Raw genomic sequence first — 25,398 nt, 5'->3', positions numbered from 1 at the left:
TCTCCGCTCTCCGATGACGCCGATAATCTACATTATGTAATGTAGACTCAATCGCCATGGAGCACGCGGCCTTGCTGTTCGGCTTTCAGAACTGCGATGCCACACCAGCCGCAGCCGTTGTCCTGTCTCACCTAAGGTGACGCGATCTCAAGATAGATGAAGCATTGGCCTGGTACGCCTCAAGTTGAACCATTGGCTGGCGCGTCTCACTTTAGGTGACGCATCCCGGCCGCTGGGATGGCTAGAATCCGGGCTATGGCTCGGCCAAGCCCAGTGGTCCCATCCGGACCACGCCCCCGAATGCACAATCCGGAGATGTTGACTGAACGGGATACGGCTTAGCCCTCGTCGTTGTGATAATCGAAGGTGACCGTTGCCGGTGGGGGTCCCTCCAACATTTCCTGCGTCAATCCGTGGACGTCCATGATGCGTTCCCGGAACCACACGTCGTAGGGATCGTCCGACTGCGCGAGCCCTTGGAAGGCCTTGGCGAGATCCTTGGCCTCTTGAAAGAGGCAGACGAAGTCCCCCTCCGGAGTCTGCATGAGCGATGCGACTTCCCGAACCACTCCCATGCGCTTTCGGGACCGGTCGTGCTCTTCCCACCTTGGCCCCTTGGCTTCATCGTCGAACGCCTTCCAGGCCTCCAGTTTGCCGGGCAGAATCGGGGCGAACCAAGTAATGCACTCCATGACAGTTTCCCTTTCCTATGATCGATTACGGCCCGATCCTATTCCTTTCGGGGGGAGCGGTACATAGCATCTTTGGTGCACTGTCCACGCCGGCAAATAGTGCCGTGACGCACATTCAGGGATCTCGACCTTGCAACGAGCCCAAACTAGTAGCGGAGGCCCGTGGCGCCGAAGCCGACGATAAAGACCACCGGACGCCGGACGCTGCTAAATCAAGAAACCTAGAGCCGCGGTGTTTCCGCCGCTCCGACTTCTCACAGCATTCCCCCTGCTTTCTACGTCAGGCCCCGGGGCCTGGGTGATCCACGACGGCAAATGTGGTTCAAGGTACGGCAACGACCCCGTTGCTGGGGAGGCCCGGACTGCCCAGAGCTTCCTAACCGTCATAAGCCGTCTGAAGTGCGGCGATATCAAGCTTCTGCATCCCGAGCATGGCCTGCATTGCCCGCTGGGCACCCTCCGGATCCGGACCGCCAATCAGTGAGCCCAGGACCGACGGCACGATCTGCCAGGAGACGCCGAAACGGTCCTTCAACCACCCGCACTGGCTCTCCGCCCCACCGTCTGTCAGCGACGACCAGTAGCGGTCCACTTCCGCCTGGTCCGAACAGTCGACCACAAATGAGACGGCTTCCGTGAAGTTGGTCGGCGCTCCCCCGTTGAGTGCCATGAACTTTCGGCCTGCGATCTCAAACTCCACGGTGATAACTTGCCCGGCCTGACCGGGACCGCCCTCGCCGAACCGCGAGACGTCCAGAATCCTGGAGTCGCCGAAGACTGACACATAGAACTCGGCGGCCTCTTCGGCCTGGTTCTCGAACCACAGGCAGGTGGAAATCTTCTGCATGGTTGCTCCCTTCCGGCTAGAGCCTAGTCCGGGGCCACATCCGGCACAACGGCCGGTGGATGCCGGCTGACCAGCCCCACCGTGTTCCCTTCCGAGTCACGGATGAAGGCCATCCACTCATCGGTTCCTGCCGGACCCAGGGTGGCATCTCCATGGTGGAAGATCACCTGCGGCATCGCAACTACCTCCACTCCCCTGCCCTGCAGGACGCTGATGCTAGTCCGGACGTCCTCCACCTCCAGATAGAGGACCGACGACGGTGCGCCGCGCTCCAGCAAGAGCCGGACGCCTTCCACATCGAAAAACAGCAGCCCCGGCGGGTCGTAGACCGCCGCTGGCTGCACCCCGAGCAGTTGTGAATAGAACTCTCCGGCCCGCTGGAGGTCATGTGCCTGCTGGGCCACCTGGATCAGGCGCACTGTGCCTCCCGCTTGATAAGCGCCGCTGTTGTCCCACCCATCTTCCGTAATCCCCCGTACTCCGGCAAGCATCAGGACCAGGCCGCTGCCGTCGCCGGGTTAGGCTCGAAGCCATGACCTGGACCCAGCACCAATCCTTAACCGGCGGCAGGCGCGCCATCACCGTGGCGGCACTGTCCGACGTCGTCCTCATCCTCGTTTTCGCGGCCATCGGCAGGGATGCCCACCAGCGCGGCGACGTCGTCACCGGAGTGTTCCTCACCGCATGGCCGTTCCTGGCTGGGGCCGCCATCGCCTGGTTGGCGGGGCGGGCCTGGCAGCGTCCGCTGTCCATGGCAACCGGCGTCGTGATCTGGCTTGGCGCCGTTGCCGGCGGCATGATCCTGAGGGCAGTGACGGGACAGAGTGTGGTGGTGGCGTTCGTGGTTGTTGCGCTCTTGAGCCTGGGGCTGTTCCTGGTGGGCTACCGGGCACTTCTTGCGCTGGTACGCAGGCTTAGAAAGAGGTGAGGGCACCGCCGGCCACGCGTCCGGTCCACGCCGGTTGGACACGGCGCATGTAATAGGCTGGCATCACCACAGAGTCTTGCCGGGCACAGCTACGGCCAACAGATCCGGAAGGATTGAACAGTGATCACCGCATTCGTTCTGATCAAGACCGACGCCGCGCGCATCCCGGAAACCGCCGAGGAAATTTCCGCGATCCCAGGCATCAGCGAGGTCTATTCCGTAACTGGCGAATGGGACCTCATCGCCGTTGCCCGCGTCGCCCGGCACGAGGACCTGGCCGACGTCATTGCCGACAAGCTGTCGAAAGTACCGGCGGTGGTTCACACCACCACACACATTGCGTTCCGTGCCTACTCGCAACACGATCTCGACGCGGCATTCTCTCTCGGCTTCGAACAGTAGGAGCACTTCCCTGGAAAGGATGCGGGCCCGGCTGTAAAACCGGGCCCGCATCCTTTCCTGTACCTATATCAAGGCCGCGTCAGGGAAACCCACTTATCGAGGACCGCAGCGGCAGCACCGCTATCAATCGACTCTGTGGCCCGGGCAAGCGCCGAACGCATGCGCTCCAGGAACGGGCCGTCGGACAACTCATCAAAAGCCACCAGCCCGGCGGCCGCATTAAGCAGCACGGCATCCCGCGCTGCACCGCTCTTACCGGCTAGGACATCACGGACGACGGCGGCGTTCGCCTGGGCGTCGCCGCCACGGAGTTCCTCCACAGTCGCGTGACGGATTCCCAGTTCCGTCGGCTCAAAATTCAGCTCAGTGACAGCGCCGTCACGGATTTCCCAGACGGTTGAGGGGCCCGTGGTGGTCAGTTCATCCAGTCCGTCATTGCCACGGAAAACCAGGCCACGGCTGCCGCGCTTCGCCAGGACGCCCGCCACCAGCGGAGCCATCCGGGCATTCGCCACTCCTACGGCGGAGGCCTGAACAAGGGCCGGGTTGGTCAGCGGGCCCAGGAAATTAAACGCGGTGGGGATGGCGAGCTCCCGGCGGGGTACGGCGGTGTGACGGAAGGACGGGTGGAATACCTGTGCGAAGCAGAAAGTGATTCCAGCCTCCCCCGCGTTGCGTGCCACCTGGGCCACCGGGAGATCGAGCCTGACCCCTAGCGCTTCAAGCACGTCAGCCGATCCGGATGACGACGACGCTGCTCGGTTGCCGTGCTTTACGACCTTCGCTCCGGCGCCCGCAGCAACGAGGGCGGACATGGTGGAAATATTGACGGTATTGAGCTGGTCACCCCCGGTACCAACGATGTCCAGCTTCTCACCAGGGATATCAATGGGTGTTGCATGGCGCAGCATCGCTTCCACCAGGCCCGAGATTTCGTCCACGGTTTCACCCTTGGCACTGAGGGCAACCAGGAATCCGGCGATCTGCGCGGGGGTGGCCTCCCCGGACATGATTCTGTCCATCGCCCAAGCGGTATTGTCCGCAGTGAGGTCAGTGCCGTTGATAAGAGCCGAGATGAGCCGCGGCCAGGTGTTGCTGTCCGCCGGCGCGGTTGCCTGAGAAGTCACCTTCTGATGCTATCGAGCCACCTCGGACCTGACCAATGTGAACGTCGCCGGGAACTTTTCACAGTGATTTCGCGTCTTTGTAGAAAAAGTCCCCCGAAAAGGCGGTTCGCGTTGGGAACTACGGACTTTTATAGACATAATGTCTATGTGACATCTGCGACCCATGCCCCCAGTACCCCGGCGCACCCCACGCTGAACCGCCCCAATATGGTTTCTGTCGGAACCGTAGTCTGGCTGTCCAGTGAGTTGATGTTCTTCGCCGGTCTCTTCGCCATGTACTTCACGCTGCGCTCCACAAGCGGACAGATGTGGGCGGAAGAGACAGCCAAGCTCAACTTCCCCTTTGCGCTCGTCAACACGATCGTCCTCGTGGCCAGTTCCTTTACTTGCCAGATGGGCGTCTTCGCCGCCGAACGGCTGCAGCCTCGCAAAACAGGCGGCCCGTTCCAGTTCTCCCGCTGGGGCATGAACGAATGGTTCACGCTGACCTTCATCATGGGTGCGTTCTTCGTCGCCGGCCAGGCAACTGAATACGCAATGCTTGTTTCAGAGCACGTTTCGCTCTCATCCAACGCCTACGGCTCAGCGTTCTACATGACCACCGGCTTCCACGGCCTGCACGTCATCGGCGGCCTCATAGCTTTCCTCTTCATCATCGGGCGCTCGTTCGCAGCAAAGAAGTTCGGCCACTTCGAAGCAACTTCCGCGATCGTCACGTCTTACTACTGGCACTTTGTGGACGTTGTCTGGATCGGCCTCTTCCTGGTCATCTACGTACTGAAGTAGTCAAGCTTTGATTCCTTTTCTACAAGAGGCAGAATTTCAAGAAGCGGCTCACGGAGCCGGCGCACGATCGAATAAAGGAACCACCACGTGAAGGCTCTCTCGCAAAAGCGGCGTCACCCACTCGCAGTAATCGCGCTGCTACTGATGGGACTCCTCGTCACTGGTGGGCTGTACGCCGTTGCCACCACCGTCAACGAGGCCAAGGCATCCACCACCAGCTTCAGCGCCAATGACACCGCCGAGGGCGAAAAGCTCTTTGAAGCTAACTGCGCCACCTGCCACGGCATGGGCGCGAGCGGCAGCCAGGATGGCCCCTCGCTGGTTGGCGTCGGTGCCGCATCCGTTGATTTCCAGGTCGGTACCGGCCGGATGCCCATGCAGATGAACGGCCCCCAGGCGTACAAAAAGCCGGCCCAGTTCAACGGTGCCCAGACCCACCAGCTTTCAGCCTACGTAGCTTCCCTGGGAGCCGGCCCGGCAATTCCTGAAGAACACCTGCTTGATGAGCAGGGCGACGCCGCCAAGGGTGGTGAGCTCTTCCGCGTGAACTGCGCGATGTGCCACAACGCAGCAGCAGCCGGCGGCGCACTCACCCGTGGCAAGTTCGCTCCCGCCCTTGCCGATGTCTCCGGCAAGCACATCTACGAAGCGATGGTCACCGGACCGCAGAACATGCCCGTCTTCAGCGACACAAACGTCACCCCTGAGGGCAAGCGCGACATCGTCACCTTCCTGAAGCAGATCGAGGCCAACGGCTCCCCCGGTGGCGCTGACCTCGGCGCCCTCGGTCCCGTCTCTGAAGGCCTCTTCGTCTGGATTGCAGGCCTGGGTGTCATCATCGCCTTCACCATCTGGCTTACTTCCCGGACGTCTTAGGCGCAACGGGAATCTTAAGAACTTCTGCTGCCCAGTCAGCAGTTTGAAATTGAAAACTAACCCGGCAGACGCCGGGACGAGAGAAGGATGAGGCGAATTATGGGCAACCATAGTGACGGCAGTCCGAACCACTCGGGCACCGTAGCTACGGCTGGTCAGAATGAGGTGGAGAAGTTCCAGGATCCTGGAATTCCCCCGCACCGTTTGCGCCTGGCCGACACGGACCCGAAGGCCGCAAAGCGTGCAGAACGGCAGGTCGCCGTACTTTTCGGCGCGTCAGTTGTCGGCACCCTGATCTTCCTGGTGGCGTACTTCGCCATCGACTTGGGCGATGGCACAAGCATCGCCACCATACGGCTGCAGAACGCCCTGCTGGGCCTTGGCACCGCGTTTGCGATGCTCGGCATCGGCACCGGTATCGTGCACTGGGCCAAGGCCCTGATGCCGGACCATGAAGTCTCCGAAGAACGCCATCCCATCCGCACCGAAGAAGACCGCTTGGCGGCAGTCCGGATCGTGGATGACATCGTGGAAGAGACCGGCATCAAGCGCCGCCCGCTCATCCGCAACACCCTGCTCGGTGCTATGGCCCTGGCCCCGCTTCCCGCAATTGCGGTTTTCGGTGACCTCGGCCCCCGCCCCGACCGGGCGCTGGCCCACACCATGTGGGCACCGCAGGAAGGCAAGCTCAAGCGCCTCACCCGCGACCCCGACGGCACACCCATCAAGGCCTCTGACGTCACCATCGGGTCGGCTTTCCACGTTATTCCTGAGGGCCTGAACGAATTGCATGAAGGCAAGCTCAACGAAAAGGCCAAGGCAGTTGTACTGCTGATGCGCCTGGATCCCGCCTCGCTGAACCCTTCGGCGGGCCGCGAAGACTGGAGCTACAACGGGATCGTTGCCTACTCCAAGATCTGCACCCACGTCGGTTGCCCCGTTGCTCTGTACGAGCAGCAGACGCACCACCTGCTGTGCCCGTGCCACCAGTCCACTTTTGACCTCACGAACGAGTGCAAAGTGATCTTTGGCCCCGCTAGCCGGCCCCTCCCCCAGCTGCCGATTGCAGTGGACGCCGAGGGCTACCTGGTCGCAACCAGCGACTTCAATGAACCTGTAGGACCGAGTTACTGGGAGCGTGATGAGCATGAGCGCAGCATCAAGAGCTGAAGCCCCCGCCTTCGTCGCCAAGACTAAAGCCGGACGCATCACTGATTTTGTTGACGCGCGAGTTGGCGGATCAGGAATCCTGCGCGAATTCGGACGCAAGGTCTTCCCTGACCACTGGTCGTTTATGTTTGGAGAAGTAGCCCTCTACTCCTTCGTTATCCTCTTGCTTTCGGGCACCTTCCTGACCTTCTTCTTCGATCCGTCCATGGCGGAAACGCACTACGACGGGTCTTACCTGCCGTTGAAGAACGTCGAAATGTCCGTGGCGTACAGCACCTCGCTGGATATTTCCTTCGACGTCCGCGGTGGCCTGTTCATGCGCCAGGTGCACCACTGGGCTGCACTGCTTTTCGTAGCGTCGATCGCCGTCCACATGCTGCGCGTCTTCTTCACGGGCGCCTTCCGCAAACCGCGTGAAATGAACTGGGTTGTTGGCAGCGTCCTCCTGATCCTCGCCATGGCAGCCGGCTTCACCGGATACTCCCTCCCCGATGACCTGCTCTCCGGCAACGGCCTGCGGATCATCGACGGCGTCATGAAGGCAATCCCGGTTGTCGGAACCTATATTTCCTTCTTCTTCTTCGGTGGCGAGTTCCCGGGGACGGCTGTTATTGGCCGCCTATACATGCTGCACATCCTGCTCGTACCCGCGCTCATCCTGTTGATGATCGTCCTGCACCTGTTCATGGTGGTCGTGCACAAGCACACCCAGTACCCCGGCCCGGGCCGCAACGACGGCAACGTTGTTGGCTACCCGCTCGGACCTGTGTACGCAGCCAAGGCCGGCGGCTTCTTCTTCATCGTCTTCGGTGTAATTGCCCTGATGGCCGGCTTCTTCACGATCAACCCGATCTGGAACTACGGCCCGTACGATCCCTCGCCGGTGTCTGCCGGTACCCAGCCTGACTGGTACATCGGGTTCGTTGACGGTGCCCTGAGGCTTATGCCCGGTGTCATCGGTGATTTCCAGTTCGAGTACGTTGTCTTCGGCTACGTGCTGACGCTGAACGTCCTGTTGCCGGCCTTGATACCGGCAGGCATTCTGTTCACGGTGATGTTCATGTACCCGTGGATCGAAAGCTGGATCACCAAGGACACCCGCGAACACCACGTCCTGGACCGTCCGCGGAACGCCCCCACACGCACCGCCATCGGCGTCGCCGGCTTCGTCTGGTACTGCGTGATGTGGGCAGCCGCTGGTTCGGACCTTATCGCCACACACTTCCACGTGTCCCTGAACGATGTGACGTACTGGCTCCGCGCGTTGTTCTTCATCGGCCCGGTCATCGCGTTTATGGTTGCCAAGCGAGTAGCCCTCGCCCTCCAGCGCAAGGACCGCGAAATCGCGCTCCACGGCCGGGAAACAGGACGCATTGTCCGCCTTCCGCATGGAGAATTCATCGAAGTGCATGCGCCCCTGGATGAGTACAAGCGCTACAAGCTCGTTGGATTCGAATCCCCTTCACCGCTGCCGGCGGTCCCCAACGACCACGGCATTGTGACGCGCAAGGAAAAGCAGCGTGCTTTCCTGTCCAAGTGGTTCTTCGAGGACCGTGTTGCACCGGCCACGCCTGCAGAGCTGGAGGCCGCACACGGCCACCACGCCCACCCGGCAGTTGAGGCCGGCGAGGAAACCAAGAGCCTCAGCCACTAACTCACAGCAGTTATGCACCAAAGGGAAAGGCCCGGTCCGCATGGACCGGGCCTTTCCCGTTACTGGCCGCCGCCGCTGTGGGCAGGCTGCCAGCCCGCTGTTAGTGGTTGCGGTAGCCCAGCGATTGGTTCCGGGCCGGCCTCGCACCAGGACGCTGGAGCGGTACCCATAGCTTGTAGCGGTCGGCCCGGTAGTACGAAACCGAGTAGTCCACCATCGCCCGGGCAACAAAGGCGTGCCTCTGAATCTTGAGCAAGGGGGCGCCGACGTCGACGTTGAGCAGGCGCGCTGTCGAGGGGGAAGCGGCCGTCGCCTCGATCATGTCCTCCCCCCACTCCATCACGAGGCCGAACTGCTCACTCAGCACGTTGTAGAGCGATGTTGGGGGCTCACCGTCCAAAAGACCCGGGACGCGCTGCGCCGGGATGAAGTTCTCGTCCACGCTCATCGGCTCACCGTCCGCCAGCAGCAGCCGACGGAAACGCACCAGTGGCGTCCCCTCCTCCACCTGCAGTTCGCGGGCCAGGAAGGCGCTGGCGCCGATCTGTTCGAAGCTAAGGACCTTGGCAGCCGGAACCATGCCGCGGCGCTGCATCTCCTCGCTGTACGAGGTGAGCTTTACCTGAAGGTCGAGTTTAGGCTTCCGTACGAACGTGCCGAGGCCGACAACCCGCTCGAGGACTTCCTCGCCGACCAAAGCGTCGATGGCCTGCCGGACAGTCATCCGGGCCAGCCCGAACCGCAGGGCAAGATCCCGTTCCGAGGGCAGGGCAGATCCAGGCGGACAGGAATCGCTGATGTAGGCCCGGAGGATCTCCCTGAGCTGGATGTAGATGGCTGTCCCGCTGCTGCGGTCAATCTCGCCGGCAACGGCGCCGGCATCAGCAGCCACGGAGGTACGTCCTTGCTTCAGTTTTCACTATCCAAGCTTAAGGCAAGCAGCACCGCTGGACTAGACCAGTTCCATCAACCAACCGGTCCCACTCCCCCGTTTCGTCGCGCGGCCATCCAGCCGGATATATTGGACAGGAAATTCAGCGATGACGGTGTGGGGTCCGTCAGGAGATCGGAGACCCCTTGCCAGTGCATAAGGCCGTTGTGTCAGCGTCAGTCGGCTTGCATGCCCGTCCCGCAGCAATGTTCGTCAGGGCAGTGACTGAAATTGGACTTCCCGTCACCATCCGCAGGGCCGGCATCCAGGGTGTCGACGCCCGTTCCCTGCTGGAAGTCATGACTGCCGACTTTCCCTTCGGCTGCGAAGTAGAGCTTTCAGTCCCCGAAGGCGCCCTCAGCGGCCCCGTCAGTCACCGCGACGCCGAGGAGGCCTTACGGATGCTGGCTGAGCTCCTGGAGTCGCAGGGAGCCCGCTAGCCCCTCCCAGGGGCCATTGTCCCGTGACGCCCGCGCCAAATCGACGCTCCAACCGAATTGACAAGAACGACGTCGGGCCCCACCAGAAGGTGGGGCCCGACGTCGTACTTTGCAAAATCTCTGCTGAAGCTCAGCGGCTCCTAGTGGGCGTGGTCCCCACGGCTGTACTCGAAGACCCAGCCGACGAGGGCTACGACTGCGAGGCCGGCTGCGATGAAGAGGATCCACCAACCCACTGCAAGGCCAAGGAATCCCCCCGCACAGGCGAGGCCCAGGACCAGCGGCCACCAGCTCCAGGGGCTGAAGTGCCCCTGCTCGCCGGCGCCCTCGTGGATCTCGGCGTCATTGCGGTCCTCGGGACGCATCCCGACGCGCTTACCGGTGAAGCCAAGGTAGCCGCCGATCATTCCGGAGAGTCCGCCCACCAGGAGGATCCCGAGGGTTCCGACCCACTCATGCCAGTTGGTCAGGAAACCGTAGACCAGGGAAACCGGTACGAAGAAGAAGACTCCGGCTCCAAATATCCATGATTCGATTTTCACTTGGCGGTGTCCTTCTGGTCGGCGTTACCGAGCACCGCTGCTGCGGCTGCAGGCGATTCAACGGTATGTACCTGCGAGAGCTCCGGGTGGTGGAGGTCCAGGGCGGGACGCTCTGAACGGATCCGGGGCAGCGAGGTGAAGTTGTGGCGCGGCGGCGGGCAGGAGGTAGCCCACTCAAGCGACGCTCCGAAGCCCCAGGGATCGTCCACCTCGACGCGCTCGGAGCTGCGCCAGGTGATGTAGACGTTCCAGAAGAAGGGAATCAGGGATGCGCCCAGCACAAACGAGGAGATGGTTGAGAACTGGTTCATCCAGGTGAAGTTGTCCTCCACCAGGTAATCGGCGTAGCGGCGGGGCATGCCTTCAACGCCCAGCCAGTGCTGGATGAGGAACGTGCCGTGGAAGCCGAGGAACAGCAGCCAGAAGTGGATCTTTCCGAGGCGTTCGTTGAGCATCTTCCCGGTCCACTTGGGCCACCAGAAGTAGAAGCCTGCGAACATCGCGAACACCACGGTGCCGAACACCACGTAGTGGAAGTGCGCCACCACGAAGTAGGAGTCAGAAACGTGGAAGTCCAGCGGCGGCGAAGCCAGGATGATCCCGGTCAGGCCACCGAAGAGGAACGTGATGAGGAAGCCGATGCTCCACAGCATGGGAGTCTCGAATGTAATGGACCCCCGCCACATGGTGCCGATCCAGTTGAAGAACTTCACGCCGGTCGGGACTGCGATCAGCATGGTCATAAAGGCGAAGAACGGCAGCAGCACCGAACCGGTCACGTACATGTGGTGCGCCCACACGGTCACGGACAGGGCCGCAATGGCGATGGTGGCGTACACCAGGCCCTTGTAGCCGAAGATCGGTTTGCGGCTGAAGACCGGGAAGATCTCGGACACAATGCCGAAGAACGGCAGCGCAATGATGTACACCTCGGGGTGGCCGAAGAACCAGAACAGGTGCTGCCACAGGACCGCGCCGCCGTTCTCCGGATCGAAGATGTGGGCACCGAAGCGGCGATCCGCGCCGAGCGCGAACAGCGCCGCAGCCAGCGGCGGGAAGGCCATCAGCACGAGGATGGACGTCACCAGGGCGTTCCAGGTGAAGATGGGCATCCGCCACATGGTCATGCCCGGAGCACGCATGCAGATGATGGTGGTGATGAAGTTGACCGCGCCCAGGATGGTGCCGAAGCCGGACAGCGCCAGGCCGAAGACCCACAGGTCACCACCGATGCCAGGGCTGAACGTCGTGTTGGACAGCGGCGCGTAGGCGAACCAGCCGAACGACGCCGCACCCTGCGGGGTGATGAACCCGGACACCGCGATGGTGGAGCCAAAGAGGAAGAACCAGAAGGCCAGTGCGTTCAGCCGCGGGAACGCGACGTCGGGGGCACCGATCTGCAGGGGCATGATGACGTTGGTGAAGCCGGCGAACAGCGGCGTCGCGAACATCAGCAGCATGACGGTGCCGTGCATCGTGAACAGCTGGTTGTACTGCTCTTTGGTCTGCAGGATCTGCATGCCCGGTTCGAACAGTTCAGCCCGGATGAGCAGAGCCATGACGCCACCGAGGCAGAAGAACACAAACGACGCGATCAGGTACATGTACCCGATGGTCTTGTGGTCGGTGGAGGTGATCCAGTTGACGACGATGCGTCCCTTGGACTTAGGAACTACGGGAGCCTCAAGGGTTCCGGCAGGTGCGGTCTGGGTATAAGTAGCCACGTCGCTCCCCTTACTTAATTTCGTTCAGGTTCGGGTTGCGGTCATACTCTTCGCCGAGGAGTCCCGTGTTGCCATCTGCCTTGAGCTTGTCCATATGAGCCTGGAATTCGGTCTCAGAGACAACCTTGACGCGGAACAGCATTTCGGAGTGGTACTCGCCGCAGAGCTCGGCGCACTTGCCGTCGTAGGTTCCCTCTTTAGTGGGCGTGAACCTGATGTAGTTGGTCTTGCCGGGGATCATGTCGCGCTTCTGCAGGAAGGCGGGAACCCAGAAAGAGTGGATGACATCGCGGGAGTTCAGTTCCAGGTCAACGGACTTTCCAACCGGCAGGTAGAGCGTCGGCAGCGCTTCCTTGTCGATGGTGTTGCCCGTCAGGTGTGCCTGGACTCCAGCTTCGTGGACATCCTCGGTTACGACCTCGCCGGACTTGTAGTTGAAGTCCCAGGCCCACTGCTTACCGCGTACGTCAACAACGACGTCGGCCGGCTTGGAGCGGTCATCGATGGCCTGCTGGTCGCGGTCGGTGAAGTAGAAGAACACCAGGACCATGAACAGCGGGATGGTCAGGTAAAAGACCTCCAGCGGGAGATTAAAGCTGGTCTGCCGCGGGAAACCCGTGGTGCCCTTGCGGCGGCGGTAGGCGACAAGGCACCAAACGATCAAACCCCACGTGATGATGCCCACAACAAGGGCTGCAATCCATGAGTTGACCCAGAGGTCCATGATCCGGTCAGTGTGATTGGTGGTGCCACGCTCGGTGGGCAGCCACCCCTTCTCTACCTCTGGCGAACATCCAGTCAAAACCAACGCGCCGGCAACTGCCAAGCCTGAGATCGTAGTGATCGTTTTGCGTCGGCTGCCGGTTCGGTTCTGCGAACTCACAGACGGCCCTTCCTACTTGTTGCTGTTGCCCGGCCACCCAAGGGGCCGTCCGGGCACACTAAAAGTTTTACTACTCGGTGTAGAGCTTACCGCTCTGCCGGGCGTTTCGCCCACATGTCGGCGCCGTGCCTCCGTGCCGTTTTTGGCAGACGGAAAGCAGGCGCCGGCATCGGGCGAAAGAACCGGGTCAGTGGAAGGAATCACCACAGGCGCAGGAGCCACCGGCATTGGGGTTGTCGATGGTGAAGCCCTGCTTGGAGATGGTGTCCTCAAAATCGATGCTGGCACCGCTGAGGTACGGCACGCTCATCTTGTCCACCACAACTTCGACGCCGTCGTAGTCACGGACGGCGTCTCCGTCAAGGAGTCGCTCGTCGAAGTACAGCTGGTAGATGAGGCCGGAGCAGCCGCCGGGCTGGACGGCAACGCGGAGGCGGAGATCGGTCCGGCCTTCCTGCTCCAGGAGGCTGCGCACCTTGCCTGCTGCGACGTCGGTCAGTTTGACCTCATGTGCGGCCAGTTCATCGCTGGCAGCGCTGGTGGTCTCGGTGATGTTCTCGTTGGTTGCGGTGCTCATTTGGCCTACCTTAGGACGGTCCTGGCGGCCCCGCGTCAGCGGTGCCTGCCCCTACGGATACGGTACGGGCTATAGCTACATGCTACTTCGGTCAGCCCTGTAGCTCTAACTCCTGACGTAACCAAGCCTGCCCGCTGATTGTTCCCAACGGTGGAGGAATCCCGGCATCAGAGGGACACGGGATTCAGGCCACGCCTTCTGCGTTCAGCCGGGCGAGCAGCAGCGCCTCGGCGACCACGGCGTTCTTGAAATCACCAATGTGAAGGGACTCGTTGGCACTGTGGGCACGGGAATCGGGATCCTCAACACCGGTCACGAGGATCTGGACGTCCGGATAGACGTCCATCAGGTCCGCAATAAACGGAATCGACCCGCCGATCCCCATCTCCACCGCCGGAACACCCCAGGCCTCCCCCAGCGCCCACATGGCGAACGTCGCCGCCTTGGAGGATGTATCAGCGAGGAACGACTTTCCGCTTTCCCCGGGAGTGAACACCACCTTTGCCCCAAAGAGCGCATTGGCATGGACGTGGCGTTGAACGGCTTCCATCGCTGCCGCCGGATCCTGGCCGGGCGCCAGGCGCAGGCTGAACTTAGCACGCGCCCGCGGCAGGAGCGTGTTCGAGGCCACGTCCACGGCGGGCGCATCGAAGCCGATGATGGACAGCGCGGGCTTAGTCCACAGCCGTGCGGCGATGCTTCCGGTGCCGGCGAGCCGGACGCCGTCGAGAACGGAGGAATCAGCACGGTACTCCGCTTCGGTGAGCTCCACGCCAACGTTGTCATTCGATACGAGGCCTTCGATGGCCACGTTGCCGTCAGCGTCGTGGAGGGTGGCAATCAAACGGGACAGCAGGGTTGGCGCGTCCAGCACGGGTCCGCCGAACATGCCCGAGTGGACAGCATGCTCCAGCACCTGGACTTCAATGGTTCCGTCCACAAGGCCGCGCAGGCTGGTGGTCAGGGCGGGAATACCCACCTTCCAGTTGCTGGAGTCGGCCACCACGATCACATCGGCCCGCAGCAGTTCCCGATGCGTTTCCAGGAAGGAACGGAAGGTGGGAGAACCGGCTTCCTCCTCACCTTCGAAGAAGAACGTCACACCAAGGCCGAATTCCGTGCCCAGAACCTCGGTCGCTGCAGCATAGGCGGCTACATGGGCCATGATCCCGGCCTTGTCGTCAGCAGCGCCACGGCCGTACAACCTGCCCTCCCGTTCGACGGCGGCGAAAGGCTCCGTTTCCCACAGCGCCGGATCCCCCGGCGGCTGGACGTCGTGGTGGGCGTACAGCAGAATGGTCGGCTTTCCTTCGGCCGCCCGTCGGCGTGCGACGACGGCAGGTCCGCCGGGGGTGCCGTCCTCCTTGTTACTGCGAAGGACCTGGGCATCCTCAAGGCCGGCGGCGCGCAGCAGTTCCGCTACGGCCTGCGCGCTGGCTTCCAAGGGCGCAGGATCGAAACTCGGCCAGGCGATGCCGGGAATGGCCACAAGTTCCTTGAGCCGGTCGAGGGTAATGTCGAAGGAACCTGCCACGGAGAGCCTGAGTCCGTCCGCGTCGATGGCCGGTGCAGGGTGGCCGGGGCCGGCGGTGTTGGCGTCGGAGGGACTGGCTGCTGGAGTGGGCTTCATGGCGAACACAATACCCGCGCCGAATCTCCTCGGGCCGCAAGGTATTCTGTTCACGTGTTCGGACGTAAAAAGGAAGCGCCAACGGCGCAGCAATCAATAGACCAGCAGGCCGCTGAAGCGGCAGCCCGGCAGGATGCCGCGTTGGGCAAGGGTGCGCCCACGCCAAAACGCAAAGCCCAGGAGGCTGCCCGCAAACGGCCCCTGGTGCCGGAGGACCGCAAGGCGTCCAAGGCCGCTGAGCGCCAGGCCATCCAGGACCAGCGGACCAAAATGCGCCAGGCGCTCGACACAGGTGATGAAAAGTTCCTGCCCCTGCGCGACAAGGGTCCGCAGAAGCGTTATGCCCGCGACTACGTGGATGCGCGCTTCAGCCTGGGCGAATACCTGATGTTCGGCGCCCTGGTATTTGTCATCATTTCCCTCATTGTTCCGGCTTCCAGCGAGCAGATGGTTTATGTCCTGGGCGGTTTTTGGGTGATGTTCCTGGCCGTGTTTGTGGATGTCTTCATTCTGTCCAGGCAGCTCCGCAAGAAGCTGACCGAGAAGTTCGGAGGGGTTGAGCGGGGCACGGTTTGGTACGGCTCAATGCGGTCCCTGCAGTTCCGCAAGCTGCGCCTGCCCAAGCCGCTCGTGAAGCGCGGCCAATACCCGTCCTGACATGCAGGCCGGGTCAGACCCGGCAGCGCTCCTCCCTTAAACAACGAAAACCCCGGTGGTCCAACCACCGGGGTTTTGTTGTGTGAGTCAACGGTTGCGTCGCGCTTTCGCCAGGTCGCGGTTGATCCGCGCCGCCCAGAACGGCCCCTCGTACAGGAACGCCGTGTAGCCCTGGACCAGCGTGGCCCCGGCATCCAGACGGTCCTGGACGTCCTTCGCCGTCTCGACGCCGCCGACGGCCACCAGCGTGAGCGCGCCCCCGGTGGCCTCCTTGAGCCGGCGAAGGACTTCCAATGAACGCTGCTTCAGCGGTGCCCCGGACAGGCCCCCGGCGCCGCATTCGACCACTTTCGCAGCCGGCGACGCCAGCCCCTCACGCCCGATCGTGGTGTTGGTGGCGATAATGCCATCCAGCTTAAGGTCCAGGGCCAGCTTGGCGACGTCGTCGATGTCCTCATCGCTGAGGTCCGGTGCGATCTTGACCAGCAGCGGGACGTGCCGGCCTGCCGCCTTGTCCGCCTCGTCCCCCACCGCGGTCAGCAGCGGGCGGAGTGTCTGGACATCCTGGAGAAGGCGCAGCCCGGGCGTGTTGGGTGAGCTGACATTGACCACCAGGTAGTCCGCGGCCGGCGCCAGGCTCCGGGCGCTGATCAGGTAATCGGCCACTGCGTCGTCGAGTTCCACCACCTTGCTCTTGCCGATGTTAACCCCGATCACGGGGCGCACGTTAGGGTGCCTGCGCTGCAGGGCGGCGCGTGCCGCTTTGAGGCGCGGTTCGACGGCGGCGGCGCCATCGTTGTTGAACCCCATCCGGTTAATGACAGCCCGGTCCTCGATCAGCCTGAAAAGGCGCGGCTTCTCGTTGCCCGGCTGCGCCTGCCCGGTGATGGTCCCTACTTCGACATGGCCAAAGCCAAGTTCGGTGAGGGCCTCGATGCCGAATCCCTCCTTGTCGAACCCGGCTGCGAGACCGAACGGGGATGGGAAGGTCAGCCCAAAGGCAGAAGTCTGCAGTGAGGCCGCGGGTGCCGTGAACCGGTGCAGCAGCCGTCCTGCGCCGGAAGTATTGGCAAGCTTGATTCCCTTGAATCCGATCTTGTGGGCGCGTTCCGCGTCCATCCACGAAAAGGCCAGCCTGAAGAATGTCGGATATACGCGCATGGCTCTAGTTTTCCGTCTCGGACGGTCCAGACCAAACCGGGCCGCCATACATGCGGCTCCGGCTAGCATAAAGCCATGAGGTGGCAGCCAGATATCCTCGGTGCTGGCTTCGCAGCCTGCACCTTCGAGGCCGGGGGCGAAGACGGCGTCCAGCGCACCGCCACGCTGGTGCGCTTCCGTCCGGCGAAGGAACCGGCAGCCACCGGCCGGCGCCGGACTGTGCTGTTCCTCCATGGTTGGAGCGACTACTTCTTCAATGTGGACCTGGCGCAGTTTTGGACACACAGCGGCTACGAGTTCTACGCCCTGGACATGCACAACCACGGCCGCAGCCTGCGCCCGGAGACGCCGGGCGGCTACGTGGCGAACCTGGCGGACTATGACGCCGAGATCGAAGCGGCCATCGCCATCATCCGGGCCGACACGCACGCGCCGGAACCGGAAGCCAAGGCCTCCCTCACGCTGATGGGCCACTCCACCGGCGGCCTGGTGGCCGCCCTCTGGGTCAGCAACCACCCCGGAGCGGCCTCCCAGCTGGTGCTAAACAGTCCCTGGCTGGAGATGCACGGCAGCTCGCTGGTCCGCCGTGCTGCGTCCACGATGGTGGGACCCGTGGCGCGGTTCCGGCCGGAGGCTGTCCTGCGGCTGCCCGAGCGGGGGTTCTATTGGCGGACCATCAGCAGTTCAGCCGACGGCGAGTGGCCGCTTGACGACAGGTTCCGTCCGCCCATGGCATTTCCGCTCCGCGCGGGCTGGCTCAGCGCCATCCTGGCCGGCCACACCAAGGTGGCCCGTGGCCTGGACATCGACATACCCATCCTGGTGCTGCTGTCCCGGGGAAGCGCCACCGGGCCGTTCTGGTCCGAGGAAATGCGGCGCACCGACGCGGTACTGGACGTCAACATCATCGCCCTCCGCGCCCTGACGCTGGGGCGCAGTGTCACGGTGGAACGGATCGACGGCGCGCTCCACGACGTCTTCCTCTCCCCTGCCAAAGTGCGGGCAGACGCCTATGCGCGGCTCGCCCGCTGGCTCCGGGGTTACGGTACGGCTGAACCCGGTGCGGCGTCGACGGCGCCGCCGTAGCGCCGGTCCCGCTGGGCGTAGATTTCGACGGCGTCCCACAGGGTCCGCCGGTCGACGTCGGGCCACAGCGTGTCCATAAAGACGAACTCGGCATACGCGGACTGCCAGAGTAGGAAATTGGAGAGCCGCTGCTCCCCCGAGCTCCGCAGGAACAGGTCCACGTCCGGCAGGTCCGGTTCGTCCAGGTACTTCTGGATGGTTTTCTCGGTGATGGCCCCGGGTTTGAGCCGGCCTGAAGCAACCTCGGCGGCGATAGCCGATACGGCGTCCGTGATTTCCGCCCGGCCGCCGTAATTAACACACATGTTCAACGTGCACGTGCTGTTGGCCGCGGTAAATTCCTCAGCCTCTTCCAGTTCGCGGATCACCGAGCCCCACAGCCTGGGACGCCGGCCGGACCACCGCACGCGGACACCCCAGTCGTCCAGCTGGTTCCGCTGCCTTCGTAGCACGTCCTTGTTAAAACCCATCAAGAAGCGGACCTCTTCGGGTGACCGGCGCCAGTTTTCGGTGGAAAACGCATAGACGCTCACGTATTCGATGCCGAGTTCGATAGCGCCCGCCATCACGTCCAGCAGGGCGGGCTCGCCGGCTTTGTGTCCCTCGATCCGCGGCAGGCCCCGCTGGTTGGCCCAACGGCCGTTGCCGTCCATCACAATGGCAACATGGCGGGGGATGAATTCTGCGGGGATCGCCGGGGCAACCGCGCCGGACGGGTGCGGATACGGTGCCACCACAGGGGTGGTCCGCTGCCGCGAAGTACTCTTCTTTTTTCCCAAGGCCACTGTCAGCCACGCTCCACATGTTTGAGGGATTTCAGGACACGTTCAAGGTGCCATTGCACGTATACGGCCACCAGCCCCGCAGCTTCCCGTCGGTGCGGCACGTCCGAGCCATCCGCCGTCGTCCAGTCCCCGGTCAGCAGGGCACCCAGGAGCACAACGGTCTCCGCGGCCGGCGCAGGCGAACCGGGTGGCCTGCAGTCAGCGCAGACCATACCGCCGAGCGGAGCCGAAAAGGCCGTATGCGGGCCGGGCCGGCCGCAGCGGGCGCAGTCGGTAAAACTCGGAGCCCAGCCGCCGGTGGAAAGGGCCCGCAGGAGATACGAATCCAGGATCAGTCCCGGCGCGTGCTCGGCCCGGGACAGCGAGGCCAGCGCCCCCACCAGCAGGTTGTACTGAGCGGTGCCGGCTTCGCCGTCGACGTCGGTGAGTTTTTCCGCAGTTTCGGTCATGGCTGCTGCAACGGTGTAGCGGCCATAGTCTGCGGCGATGTTGCTGCCGTAGGCGCCCTTGGCAACAGCCTGCGTGACGATGTCCAGTGTCTTTCCGGAGACCAGCTGGAGGTCGGCAACCATAAACGGCTCCAGCCGCGCCCCAAACTTGCTGCTGGTCCGCCGCACACCCTTGGCGACGGCGCGGATCTGGCCGTGGTGCTTGGTCAGCAGCGTGATGATGCGGTCAGCCTCGCCCAGCTTGTGGGTACGGAGCACCACGGCGTCATCCCGGTAGGACCGGGCAGCAAAGGATTGTTGGACCACGGTTAATCTTCGCACTGAGTTCCGGAAAGCCGGCAATGCCGGTGCGTTGCGCGCCGGGAATCCCGGCGCGCAACGTGTTCCGAATCAGGCCCGGGAATCCCGGATGGCACGGTTGACTGCGGAAATAACGGCCTTGAGCGAGGACATGCTGGTGTTGGCATCAATACCGACGCCCCACAGGACCCGCTCCCCCACGGCACACTCGACGTAGGCTGCGGCCATGGCGCTGCCGCCTTCCGAAAGGGCATGCTCGCTGTAGTCCAGCACCCGGACATCGACGCCATCCTCGCGGAGGATGCTCAATAGCGCGGCGATGGGCCCGTTTCCGGTGCCCGTGCGACGTGCCTGGACACCATCAACGGTGAGCGAGGCGTGCAGGGTCATCCCGCCGTCGTCATCGGTTTCGGTGCTGACGGAACCGAGTGAGTAACGGCCCCACTGGCCCTCCGCCTGACTGGAGGGCAGGTACTCGTCCTGGAAGTGCTGCCACAACTGGGCGCCGCTGACTTCGCCGCCCACGGTATCGGTCTTCTTCTGGATCACGCCGGAGAATTCCATCTGGGCACGGCGCGGCAGGTCCAGGCTGTGTTCGTTCTTGAGCAGGTAGGCCACGCCACCCTTCCCGGACTGCGAGTTGACGCGGATGACGGCCTCGTAGCTGCGGCCCAGGTCCTTAGGGTCAACGGGCAGGTACGGGACCTGCCAGGTGAAGTCCGCGACGTCCTTGCCGGCGGCGGCAGCATCCTTCTCCAGCGCCTCGAAGCCCTTCTTGATGGCGTCCTGGTGTGAGCCGGAGAAAGCGGTGAAGACGAGGTCGCCGCCGTAGGGGGAACGCTCGGCGACGGGGAGCTGGTTGCAGTACTCCACGGTGCGCCGGATCTCGTCGATGTCGGAGAAGTCGATCATGGGATCGATGCCCTGGACGAACATGTTCAGGCCCAGGGTGACGAGGTCCACGTTGCCGGTTCGCTCGCCGTTGCCGAACAGGCAGCCCTCAATCCGGTCCGCGCCGGCCAAGTACCCCAGTTCGGCGGCGGCCACGCCGGTACCCCGGTCATTGTGCGGGTGCAGGGACAGGATGATGCCTTCACGCGGGTGCAGGTTCCGGCTCATCCACTCAATGGAATCGGCGTACACGTTCGGAGTGGCCATTTCCACGGTGGCAGGCAGGTTGATGATGACCTGGCTGTCGGCGGATGCCTCGAAAACGTCGGCGATGGCGTTGCAGACCCGGACGGCATAGTCCAGTTCAGTTCCGGTGAACGACTCCGGCGAGTATTCATAGGTGACGTGCGTGTCAACGAGGGTTTCCTCGTACTTCTTGCACAGTCTGGCGCCCTGGAGCGCGATGTCGAGGATGCCGTCCTGGTCCTGGTTGAACACCACACGGCGCTGCAGGACGGACGTTGAGTTGTACAGGTGGACAATCGCCTGCTTGGCGCCGACCAGGGACTCGTACGTCCGCTCGATCAGGTGCTCGCGGGCCTGGGTGAGGACCTGGATGGTGACATCGTCCGGAATGTGGTTACCGACGATGAGCTGGCGGACGAAGTCGAAATCGGTCTGCGAGGCAGAAGGGAAGCCGACTTCAATTTCCTTATAACCCATGCGGACCAGCAGATCGAACATCTTCATCTTGCGGGCCGGGCTCATCGGGTCGATCAGCGCCTGGTTGCCGTCACGCAGGTCTACAGCGCACCAGCGCGGGGCCTTGGTGATGACCTTGTCCGGCCACGTGCGGTCAGGCAGTTCAACAGTGATCTGATCCTGGAACGGACGGTAGCGGTGGGCTGGCATTCCGGAGGACTTCTGTGCGTTTCGCATTACTATCGGGGCCTTTTCTGTGGTTCTTATCTGAAAGGTGGCCGGGCAACACAAACTCCGCGACGAGGGTGGGCCTTGCGCTAAATCGCGTCTGAGGCCTCGCCGCGGCAGCTAAGAAGAAGGAGCTCTGCGCGCACCATTTGAGGGTAGCACGCGTGCGTAAGATGAGAGGGCACCACCGTCCTTATCGTCCAACATGCAGACGCCGCGCCGGTGCCAGCGCCGGCCGCGGCACGTCACACGAAGGAGCATCTGTGCCCATCTCGGGGATCGATCTGTCCAACATTGACCACACCGTCAGGCCGCAGGATGACCTGTACCAGCACGTGAACGGGTCCTGGCTCAAGGCCACGGAAATTCCGGATGACCGGCCACTCGAGGGAACTTTCACCGCGCTGCGCGACGGAGCGGAGATCGCGGTCCGGGACATCATCGAGGAAGCAGCTGCCAAGGGTGAAGCCGCCAGCGGGATAGAACGAAAAGTGGGTGAGCTCTACAACAGCTTCATGGACGAAGCCACAGTGGAGGCCAAAGGCATGGAGCCCATCCGCGAGCGGCTTGCCGAGGTATTTGCCACCACCACGGTTGCTGATCTCGTGGCCCTGGCCGGGCGGCTATTCCGGTCAGACGTGTCCGGGCTCTTCTACATCTACCCGGCTCCGGACGCTGGCAACCCGGACCGCATCCTGCTCTACACCGGCCAGGGCGGCCTGGGACTGCCGGACGAGTCCTACTACCGGGAAGAGAAGTTCGCCCCCATGGTCAAGGCCTATGGCGAGCATGTCAGGACCATGTTCACTCTGGCCGGAGTGGCCGATCCGGAGCCTGCGGCCGCACGCGTCGTTGCCCTCGAAACCAGCCTCGCATCCCACCACTGGGACAACGTCACCCTGCGCGACCCGCAGAAGACCTACAACCTCAAGTCCGCTGAGGAAGCGGCCATCCTGTTCCCGCTACTTAACACCTGGTTCGAAGCTGCCGGGATCGACGCCGACAAGCGCAACGAGATCGTCGTAAGCACACCGGACTTCTTCAGCGGGGCCGCCGGCCTGCTGGAGTCCGAACCGCTCTCCGTGTGGCAGGAGTGGCTGGCCCTGCGGGTCGTCAACGGCGCCGCGCCGTACCTGTCCTCCGAGTTCGTGGATGCCAATTTTGCCTTCTACGGAACAACTATCAGCGGCACGCCCCGGAACAAGGACCGCTGGAAACGCGCCGTCGCCGTCGTCGAAGCTGCACTCGGTGAGGCCGTTGGGCAGATTTACGTCTCGAAGCACTTCCCCGAAACCCACAAGGCCCGCATGCAGACCCTGGTGGCCAACCTGATCGAGGCCTACCGGCAGTCCATCACCGGTCTTGCCTGGATGGGTGAGGAAACAAAGGCCGAGGCGCTGCGGAAACTGGAGGCCTTCCGCGCCAAGATCGGCTACCCCGACAAGTGGATCGATTACTCCGCGGTGGAAACCGACCCGCTGGACCTTTTAGGGAACGTCGAGCGGGCACACAATGCCGACGTCGACCGCCACCTGGATGAGGTGGGCAAACCGGTGGACCTTAACAAGTGGCTCATGACACCGCAGACGGTCAACGCGTACTACCACCCGATGCTCAACGAGATCGTCTTCCCGGCCGCTATCCTGCAGCCACCGTTCTTCACAGCCGACGCCGACGACGCCGTTAACTACGGTGGCATTGGAGCGGTGATCGGCCATGAGATCGGCCACGGTTTTGATGACCAGGGGTCGCAGTTCGACGGCGGCGGCGCGCTGCGGAACTGGTGGACCGACGATGACCGGACGGCCTTTGAGAAGCTCACAGCCAAGCTGGTGGCACAGTACGACGAGTTGTCCCCGTATGCGGCGCCGGGGCACAACGTCAACGGCAAGCTGACGCTCGGGGAGAACATCGGCGACCTTGGTGGCCTGACCATCGCCTACAAGGCTTACCTGCTCAGCCTTGACGGCAAGGAACCGGAAGTACTGGACGGACTGACGGGGCAGCAGCGGTTCTTCGCGTCTTGGGCAGCCGGCTGGCGTCAGGTGATCCGGTCGGAAGAGGCCATCAGGAGGCTCGCCACGGATCCCCACTCCCCCAACGAGTTCAGGACCAACGCCATCGCCAAGAACCTGGACGGCTTCCACGAGGCCTTTGGCGTGACCGACCAGGATGGCATGTGGATGCCCCAGGACGCTCGCGTCAGCATCTGGTAACCACCCACCAGTAGACATACAGAGAGGCGGGGCCGCCTGGCCCCGCCTCTCTGTGTGTCTACTGGGTGCTGCCGTCAGTCCTGGACGATCAGCACCGGGTTGGCCTGCTGGCACACAGTATCGCCGGCCGTCTGGTTGACGATGTCCTCGGGCAGGGCAACGCCCGCGCCGGCGCCGTAGGTTGCCCCAGTGGTGAAGTCCGTTCCAAGGTAGACCTGCACTCCGGCGACGCGAGGTGCCAGCTGGACCTGCGCGGCCGGAATACCCAGCAGCGCAGCCACGTCGGCTGCGACGTCGGCGAACTCAGTACCGTAGTAGACAACGCTCTGCGCCACCGGCGCGGCTTCCAACGGCCCGGTTTGGGTGAAGCCTTCGGTGATCAAGGCCTGCACGATTTCCTGTGAGCGTCCCGGGACGCCGCTGCCGTTGGCCACGGTGACTGGTTGCAGCGCCTTCTCATACGCTGGCACGGCCGGAGCCGTTTCTGTTGGCGGGGCTGTCGTTTCCGTCGGCGCCGGGGACGGCGTGGTGGGCGCCGTTGGATCCGTGAGGTCCACGTCCTCGCGGAGGGCCGCAAACAGCTGGGACCCTGCGGGCTCGGCAATCTGCAGGCGGTTGATGTCCGTGACTGCCGGTGTGGTGGGCACGGCCACAAACGCCACCTTGCTGATGTCGATGTCCCTAAGCCGGCTACCGATACTTACGAGCGACGGCACGGAGGCCAGCCCCTCATCCACCGTGAGGTTCTTGGTCACAACATCGGCAATGGTCAGCATTTTAGAGGGGTCGGACAGTGTGCCGTCGTCCTTGATCTTGCGCGTGAGGGAGGACAGGAATCCCTGCTGTGCCCTGATCCGGCCCAGGTCGCCGCCGTCGGCAAAGGCATGACGGGTCCGCAGGAAGGCAAGGGCCATTTCGCCCTTGACGGCGGACGTACCCTTCGGCAGGCGCAGCCGGGAGTCAGGATCGTAGACGGCGTCACTGATGCACACGTCAACGCCGCCCACCGTGTTGGAGAGTTCCTTCACGGCGTTGAAGTCCGCCATCATGAAGTGATCGATCTCCAGTCCAGTCAGTTTGTTGACCGTGTCCACGGCGCAGCCAATGCCGGCTTCATTCATGGCCTCGTTGATCATGACACCTTTGCGGGCAGGATACGTCCGTTTGGTCTTCTGGTCGGTGCACTCCGGAATATCGACCAGCAGGTCCCGGGGGAAGCTGATGACGCTGACGCGCTTGTTGTCGGCCGATACGTCCATCAGCATCATGACGTCGGACTTGCCGTAACCTGTCGAGTCGTCCACAGCGCCGTACTCCGCGTTTGCGCCGTCCCTGGTATCCGAGCCGAGGATCAGGATCTGCATCCGCTCCGATTTGTCGTCCGATGAGTTCGCCGCACCACCGGCGTTCAGCGGTGCCGTAGTGATGTTCGACTGAAACCGCAAATACCAGTAGCCTGCGAAGCCAAGACCGCCGACCACCAGGATGGTGACCACCGCAGTGGTCACCTTCAGCCAGGCCGGCATCCGGCTCCGGGATCCGAGATGCCGGGCAACGCCGACGGCGGTAGCATCAGCGTGGCGGGACACCGGACCGGTCCCGGCTGGCGCGTCAGCTCCGTACTCGCGATTGTCGCGGCCTCGCCCCATGTGTGGTGTACCTTCCTCGAAAAAATTGAATCCGGCCTATTTTAGTTGCCCAGTCTGGGAACTTC

The 25,398-nt window shown here is 63.0% G+C and carries 25 protein-coding genes; 10 read left to right on the top strand and 15 right to left on the bottom strand.

From position 1 onward, the window contains the following. Positions 1 to 338: 338 nt before the first annotated feature. The 3 genes from ACX80V_RS02255 to ACX80V_RS02245 all read right to left on the bottom strand — a co-directional run bounded on the left by ACX80V_RS02255 (position 339) and on the right by ACX80V_RS02245 (position 1,958). Positions 339 to 692, bottom strand: a complete 354-nt coding sequence (locus ACX80V_RS02255; protein WP_058932448.1) for a DUF6176 family protein — start codon at positions 690 to 692, stop codon at positions 339 to 341. Positions 693 to 1,068: 376 nt separating this feature from the next. Next, positions 1,069 to 1,539 (bottom strand): VOC family protein, encoded by a 471-nt coding sequence (locus ACX80V_RS02250; protein WP_485841787.1) that lies wholly within the window; start codon positions 1,537 to 1,539, stop codon positions 1,069 to 1,071. Between the two features lie 23 nt (positions 1,540 to 1,562). Further along, positions 1,563 to 1,958 carry a VOC family protein gene (locus ACX80V_RS02245; protein WP_485841786.1) on the bottom strand — a complete coding sequence of 132 codons (396 nt, stop codon included), beginning with the start codon at positions 1,956 to 1,958 and terminating at the stop codon, positions 1,563 to 1,565. A 113-nt stretch (positions 1,959 to 2,071) separates the two neighbouring features. Between ACX80V_RS02245 and ACX80V_RS02240 the strand changes: the two genes are divergently transcribed. Together ACX80V_RS02240 and ACX80V_RS02235 are read left to right on the top strand one after the other, a co-directional pair. Further along, a complete protein-coding gene (locus ACX80V_RS02240; protein WP_248760536.1) occupies positions 2,072 to 2,467 on the top strand; it encodes a DUF3054 domain-containing protein in 396 nt (131 codons plus the stop codon). A 120-nt stretch (positions 2,468 to 2,587) separates the two neighbouring features. After that, positions 2,588 to 2,869, top strand: coding sequence for an Lrp/AsnC family transcriptional regulator (locus ACX80V_RS02235; protein ID WP_058932444.1), 282 nt, complete (start codon positions 2,588 to 2,590; stop codon positions 2,867 to 2,869). Positions 2,870 to 2,937: 68 nt separating this feature from the next. On the opposite strand, the gene trpD is transcribed toward ACX80V_RS02235, so the two are convergent. Next, positions 2,938 to 3,996 carry an anthranilate phosphoribosyltransferase gene (gene trpD, locus ACX80V_RS02230; protein WP_485841785.1) on the bottom strand — a complete coding sequence of 353 codons (1,059 nt, stop codon included), beginning with the start codon at positions 3,994 to 3,996 and terminating at the stop codon, positions 2,938 to 2,940. A 147-nt stretch (positions 3,997 to 4,143) separates the two neighbouring features. On the opposite strand from trpD, the gene ctaE reads away from it, so the two are divergent. The 4 genes from ctaE to qcrB all read left to right on the top strand — a co-directional run bounded on the left by ctaE (position 4,144) and on the right by qcrB (position 8,482). Beyond that, positions 4,144 to 4,782, top strand: coding sequence for an aa3-type cytochrome oxidase subunit III (gene ctaE / locus ACX80V_RS02225; RefSeq protein ID WP_205630599.1), 639 nt, complete (start codon positions 4,144 to 4,146; stop codon positions 4,780 to 4,782). A gap of 87 nt (positions 4,783 to 4,869) precedes the next feature. Next, positions 4,870 to 5,658 (top strand): cytochrome bc1 complex diheme cytochrome c subunit, encoded by a 789-nt coding sequence (qcrC, locus tag ACX80V_RS02220; protein ID WP_485841784.1) that lies wholly within the window; start codon positions 4,870 to 4,872, stop codon positions 5,656 to 5,658. 99 nt (positions 5,659 to 5,757) lie between these two features. Then, the gene (qcrA, locus tag ACX80V_RS02215; protein ID WP_248760533.1) at positions 5,758 to 6,828 is read left to right on the top strand and encodes a cytochrome bc1 complex Rieske iron-sulfur subunit; all 1,071 of its coding nucleotides are present in this window, start codon (positions 5,758 to 5,760) and stop codon (positions 6,826 to 6,828) included. Next, positions 6,806 to 8,482: a cytochrome bc1 complex cytochrome b subunit gene (gene qcrB / locus ACX80V_RS02210; protein ID WP_058932439.1), complete on the top strand. Its 1,677-nt coding sequence runs from the start codon at positions 6,806 to 6,808 to the stop codon at positions 8,480 to 8,482. Before qcrA ends, qcrB begins: the two co-directional genes overlap by 23 nt. 100 nt (positions 8,483 to 8,582) lie before the next feature. On the opposite strand, the gene ACX80V_RS02205 is transcribed toward qcrB, so the two are convergent. Then, the gene (locus tag ACX80V_RS02205) at positions 8,583 to 9,374 is read right to left on the bottom strand and encodes a GntR family transcriptional regulator (RefSeq protein WP_104060680.1); all 792 of its coding nucleotides are present in this window, start codon (positions 9,372 to 9,374) and stop codon (positions 8,583 to 8,585) included. A gap of 191 nt (positions 9,375 to 9,565) precedes the next feature. Here ACX80V_RS02205 and ACX80V_RS02200 point away from each other — a divergent pair, with 191 nt between their 5' ends. Then, complete coding sequence (locus tag ACX80V_RS02200; RefSeq protein WP_485842043.1) at positions 9,566 to 9,853, top strand: HPr family phosphocarrier protein; 288 nt, start codon at positions 9,566 to 9,568, stop codon at positions 9,851 to 9,853. Positions 9,854 to 9,993: 140 nt separating this feature from the next. Here the strand turns inward: ACX80V_RS02200 and ACX80V_RS02195 are convergent, their stop codons facing one another. The 5 genes from ACX80V_RS02195 to ACX80V_RS02175 form a co-directional block, all read right to left on the bottom strand. After that, positions 9,994 to 10,395: a cytochrome c oxidase subunit 4 gene (locus tag ACX80V_RS02195; RefSeq protein WP_056340077.1), complete on the bottom strand. Its 402-nt coding sequence runs from the start codon at positions 10,393 to 10,395 to the stop codon at positions 9,994 to 9,996. Next, positions 10,392 to 12,119: an aa3-type cytochrome oxidase subunit I gene (ctaD, locus tag ACX80V_RS02190; RefSeq protein ID WP_058932435.1), complete on the bottom strand. Its 1,728-nt coding sequence runs from the start codon at positions 12,117 to 12,119 to the stop codon at positions 10,392 to 10,394. Before ctaD ends, ACX80V_RS02195 begins: the two co-directional genes overlap by 4 nt. A gap of 10 nt (positions 12,120 to 12,129) precedes the next feature. Further along, the gene (gene ctaC / locus ACX80V_RS02185; protein ID WP_058932434.1) at positions 12,130 to 13,002 is read right to left on the bottom strand and encodes an aa3-type cytochrome oxidase subunit II; all 873 of its coding nucleotides are present in this window, start codon (positions 13,000 to 13,002) and stop codon (positions 12,130 to 12,132) included. 187 nt (positions 13,003 to 13,189) lie between these two features. Beyond that, positions 13,190 to 13,579 carry a HesB/IscA family protein gene (locus ACX80V_RS02180; RefSeq protein WP_056340087.1) on the bottom strand — a complete coding sequence of 130 codons (390 nt, stop codon included), beginning with the start codon at positions 13,577 to 13,579 and terminating at the stop codon, positions 13,190 to 13,192. Positions 13,580 to 13,763: 184 nt separating this feature from the next. Next, on the bottom strand, positions 13,764 to 15,209 hold the full coding sequence (locus ACX80V_RS02175; RefSeq protein WP_485841783.1) for a dipeptidase: 1,446 nt from the start codon (positions 15,207 to 15,209) through the stop codon (positions 13,764 to 13,766). A 54-nt stretch (positions 15,210 to 15,263) separates the two neighbouring features. Between ACX80V_RS02175 and ACX80V_RS02170 the strand changes: the two genes are divergently transcribed. Further along, the gene (locus tag ACX80V_RS02170; RefSeq protein WP_058932432.1) at positions 15,264 to 15,866 is read left to right on the top strand and encodes a DUF3043 domain-containing protein; all 603 of its coding nucleotides are present in this window, start codon (positions 15,264 to 15,266) and stop codon (positions 15,864 to 15,866) included. Between the two features lie 87 nt (positions 15,867 to 15,953). On the opposite strand, the gene ACX80V_RS02165 is transcribed toward ACX80V_RS02170, so the two are convergent. Next, the gene (locus ACX80V_RS02165) at positions 15,954 to 17,027 is read right to left on the bottom strand and encodes a quinone-dependent dihydroorotate dehydrogenase (RefSeq protein WP_485841782.1); all 1,074 of its coding nucleotides are present in this window, start codon (positions 17,025 to 17,027) and stop codon (positions 15,954 to 15,956) included. Between the two features lie 75 nt (positions 17,028 to 17,102). Here ACX80V_RS02165 and ACX80V_RS02160 point away from each other — a divergent pair, with 75 nt between their 5' ends. Next, positions 17,103 to 18,113 (top strand): alpha/beta hydrolase, encoded by a 1,011-nt coding sequence (locus ACX80V_RS02160; protein ID WP_485841781.1) that lies wholly within the window; start codon positions 17,103 to 17,105, stop codon positions 18,111 to 18,113. On the opposite strand, the gene ACX80V_RS02155 is transcribed toward ACX80V_RS02160, so the two are convergent. The 3 genes from ACX80V_RS02155 to leuA all read right to left on the bottom strand — a co-directional run bounded on the left by ACX80V_RS02155 (position 18,068) and on the right by leuA (position 21,477). Continuing rightward, a complete protein-coding gene (locus ACX80V_RS02155) occupies positions 18,068 to 18,898 on the bottom strand; it encodes an isoprenyl transferase (protein WP_485841780.1) in 831 nt (276 codons plus the stop codon). The two genes, ACX80V_RS02160 and ACX80V_RS02155, sit on opposite strands and share 46 nt — an antisense overlap. Before the next feature lie 2 nt (positions 18,899 to 18,900). After that, the gene (gene recO / locus ACX80V_RS02150; RefSeq protein ID WP_485841779.1) at positions 18,901 to 19,653 is read right to left on the bottom strand and encodes a DNA repair protein RecO; all 753 of its coding nucleotides are present in this window, start codon (positions 19,651 to 19,653) and stop codon (positions 18,901 to 18,903) included. A gap of 84 nt (positions 19,654 to 19,737) precedes the next feature. Further along, positions 19,738 to 21,477 carry a 2-isopropylmalate synthase gene (leuA, locus tag ACX80V_RS02145; RefSeq protein ID WP_058932427.1) on the bottom strand — a complete coding sequence of 580 codons (1,740 nt, stop codon included), beginning with the start codon at positions 21,475 to 21,477 and terminating at the stop codon, positions 19,738 to 19,740. 254 nt (positions 21,478 to 21,731) lie between these two features. Here leuA and ACX80V_RS02140 point away from each other — a divergent pair, with 254 nt between their 5' ends. Next, positions 21,732 to 23,684, top strand: coding sequence for a M13 family metallopeptidase (locus tag ACX80V_RS02140; protein ID WP_485841778.1), 1,953 nt, complete (start codon positions 21,732 to 21,734; stop codon positions 23,682 to 23,684). Between the two features lie 74 nt (positions 23,685 to 23,758). On the opposite strand, the gene ACX80V_RS02135 is transcribed toward ACX80V_RS02140, so the two are convergent. Continuing rightward, positions 23,759 to 25,333 (bottom strand): LCP family protein, encoded by a 1,575-nt coding sequence (locus tag ACX80V_RS02135; RefSeq protein WP_485841777.1) that lies wholly within the window; start codon positions 25,331 to 25,333, stop codon positions 23,759 to 23,761. Positions 25,334 to 25,398: the final 65 nt, after the last annotated feature.

The sequence above is a fragment of the Pseudarthrobacter arbutini genome (genome assembly GCF_054510915.1).
The sequence above is the reverse complement of the archived record's forward strand: the minus strand, read 5'-3'. Positions and strand labels throughout refer to the sequence as shown.

Excerpts from the sequence above, each read along its gene's own strand:
- qcrB (WP_058932439.1), top strand. The coding sequence starts at position 6,806 with ATGAGCGCAGCATCAAGAGCTGAAGCCCCCGCCTTCGTCGCCAAGACT.
- ACX80V_RS02165 (WP_485841782.1), bottom strand. The coding sequence starts at position 17,027 with ATGCGCGTATATCCGACATTCTTCAGGCTGGCCTTTTCGTGGATGGAC.
- leuA (WP_058932427.1), bottom strand. The coding sequence starts at position 21,477 with ATGCGAAACGCACAGAAGTCCTCCGGAATGCCAGCCCACCGCTACCGT.
- ACX80V_RS02135 (WP_485841777.1), bottom strand. The coding sequence starts at position 25,333 with ATGGGGCGAGGCCGCGACAATCGCGAGTACGGAGCTGACGCGCCAGCC.
- ACX80V_RS02250 (WP_485841787.1), bottom strand. The coding sequence starts at position 1,539 with ATGCAGAAGATTTCCACCTGCCTGTGGTTCGAGAACCAGGCCGAAGAG.
- qcrA (WP_248760533.1), top strand. The coding sequence starts at position 5,758 with ATGGGCAACCATAGTGACGGCAGTCCGAACCACTCGGGCACCGTAGCT.
- ACX80V_RS02160 (WP_485841781.1), top strand. The coding sequence starts at position 17,103 with ATGAGGTGGCAGCCAGATATCCTCGGTGCTGGCTTCGCAGCCTGCACC.
- ACX80V_RS02180 (WP_056340087.1), bottom strand. The coding sequence starts at position 13,579 with ATGAGCACCGCAACCAACGAGAACATCACCGAGACCACCAGCGCTGCC.
- ACX80V_RS02175 (WP_485841783.1), bottom strand. The coding sequence starts at position 15,209 with ATGAAGCCCACTCCAGCAGCCAGTCCCTCCGACGCCAACACCGCCGGC.
- ACX80V_RS02255 (WP_058932448.1), bottom strand. The coding sequence starts at position 692 with ATGGAGTGCATTACTTGGTTCGCCCCGATTCTGCCCGGCAAACTGGAG.
- ACX80V_RS02240 (WP_248760536.1), top strand. The coding sequence starts at position 2,072 with ATGACCTGGACCCAGCACCAATCCTTAACCGGCGGCAGGCGCGCCATC.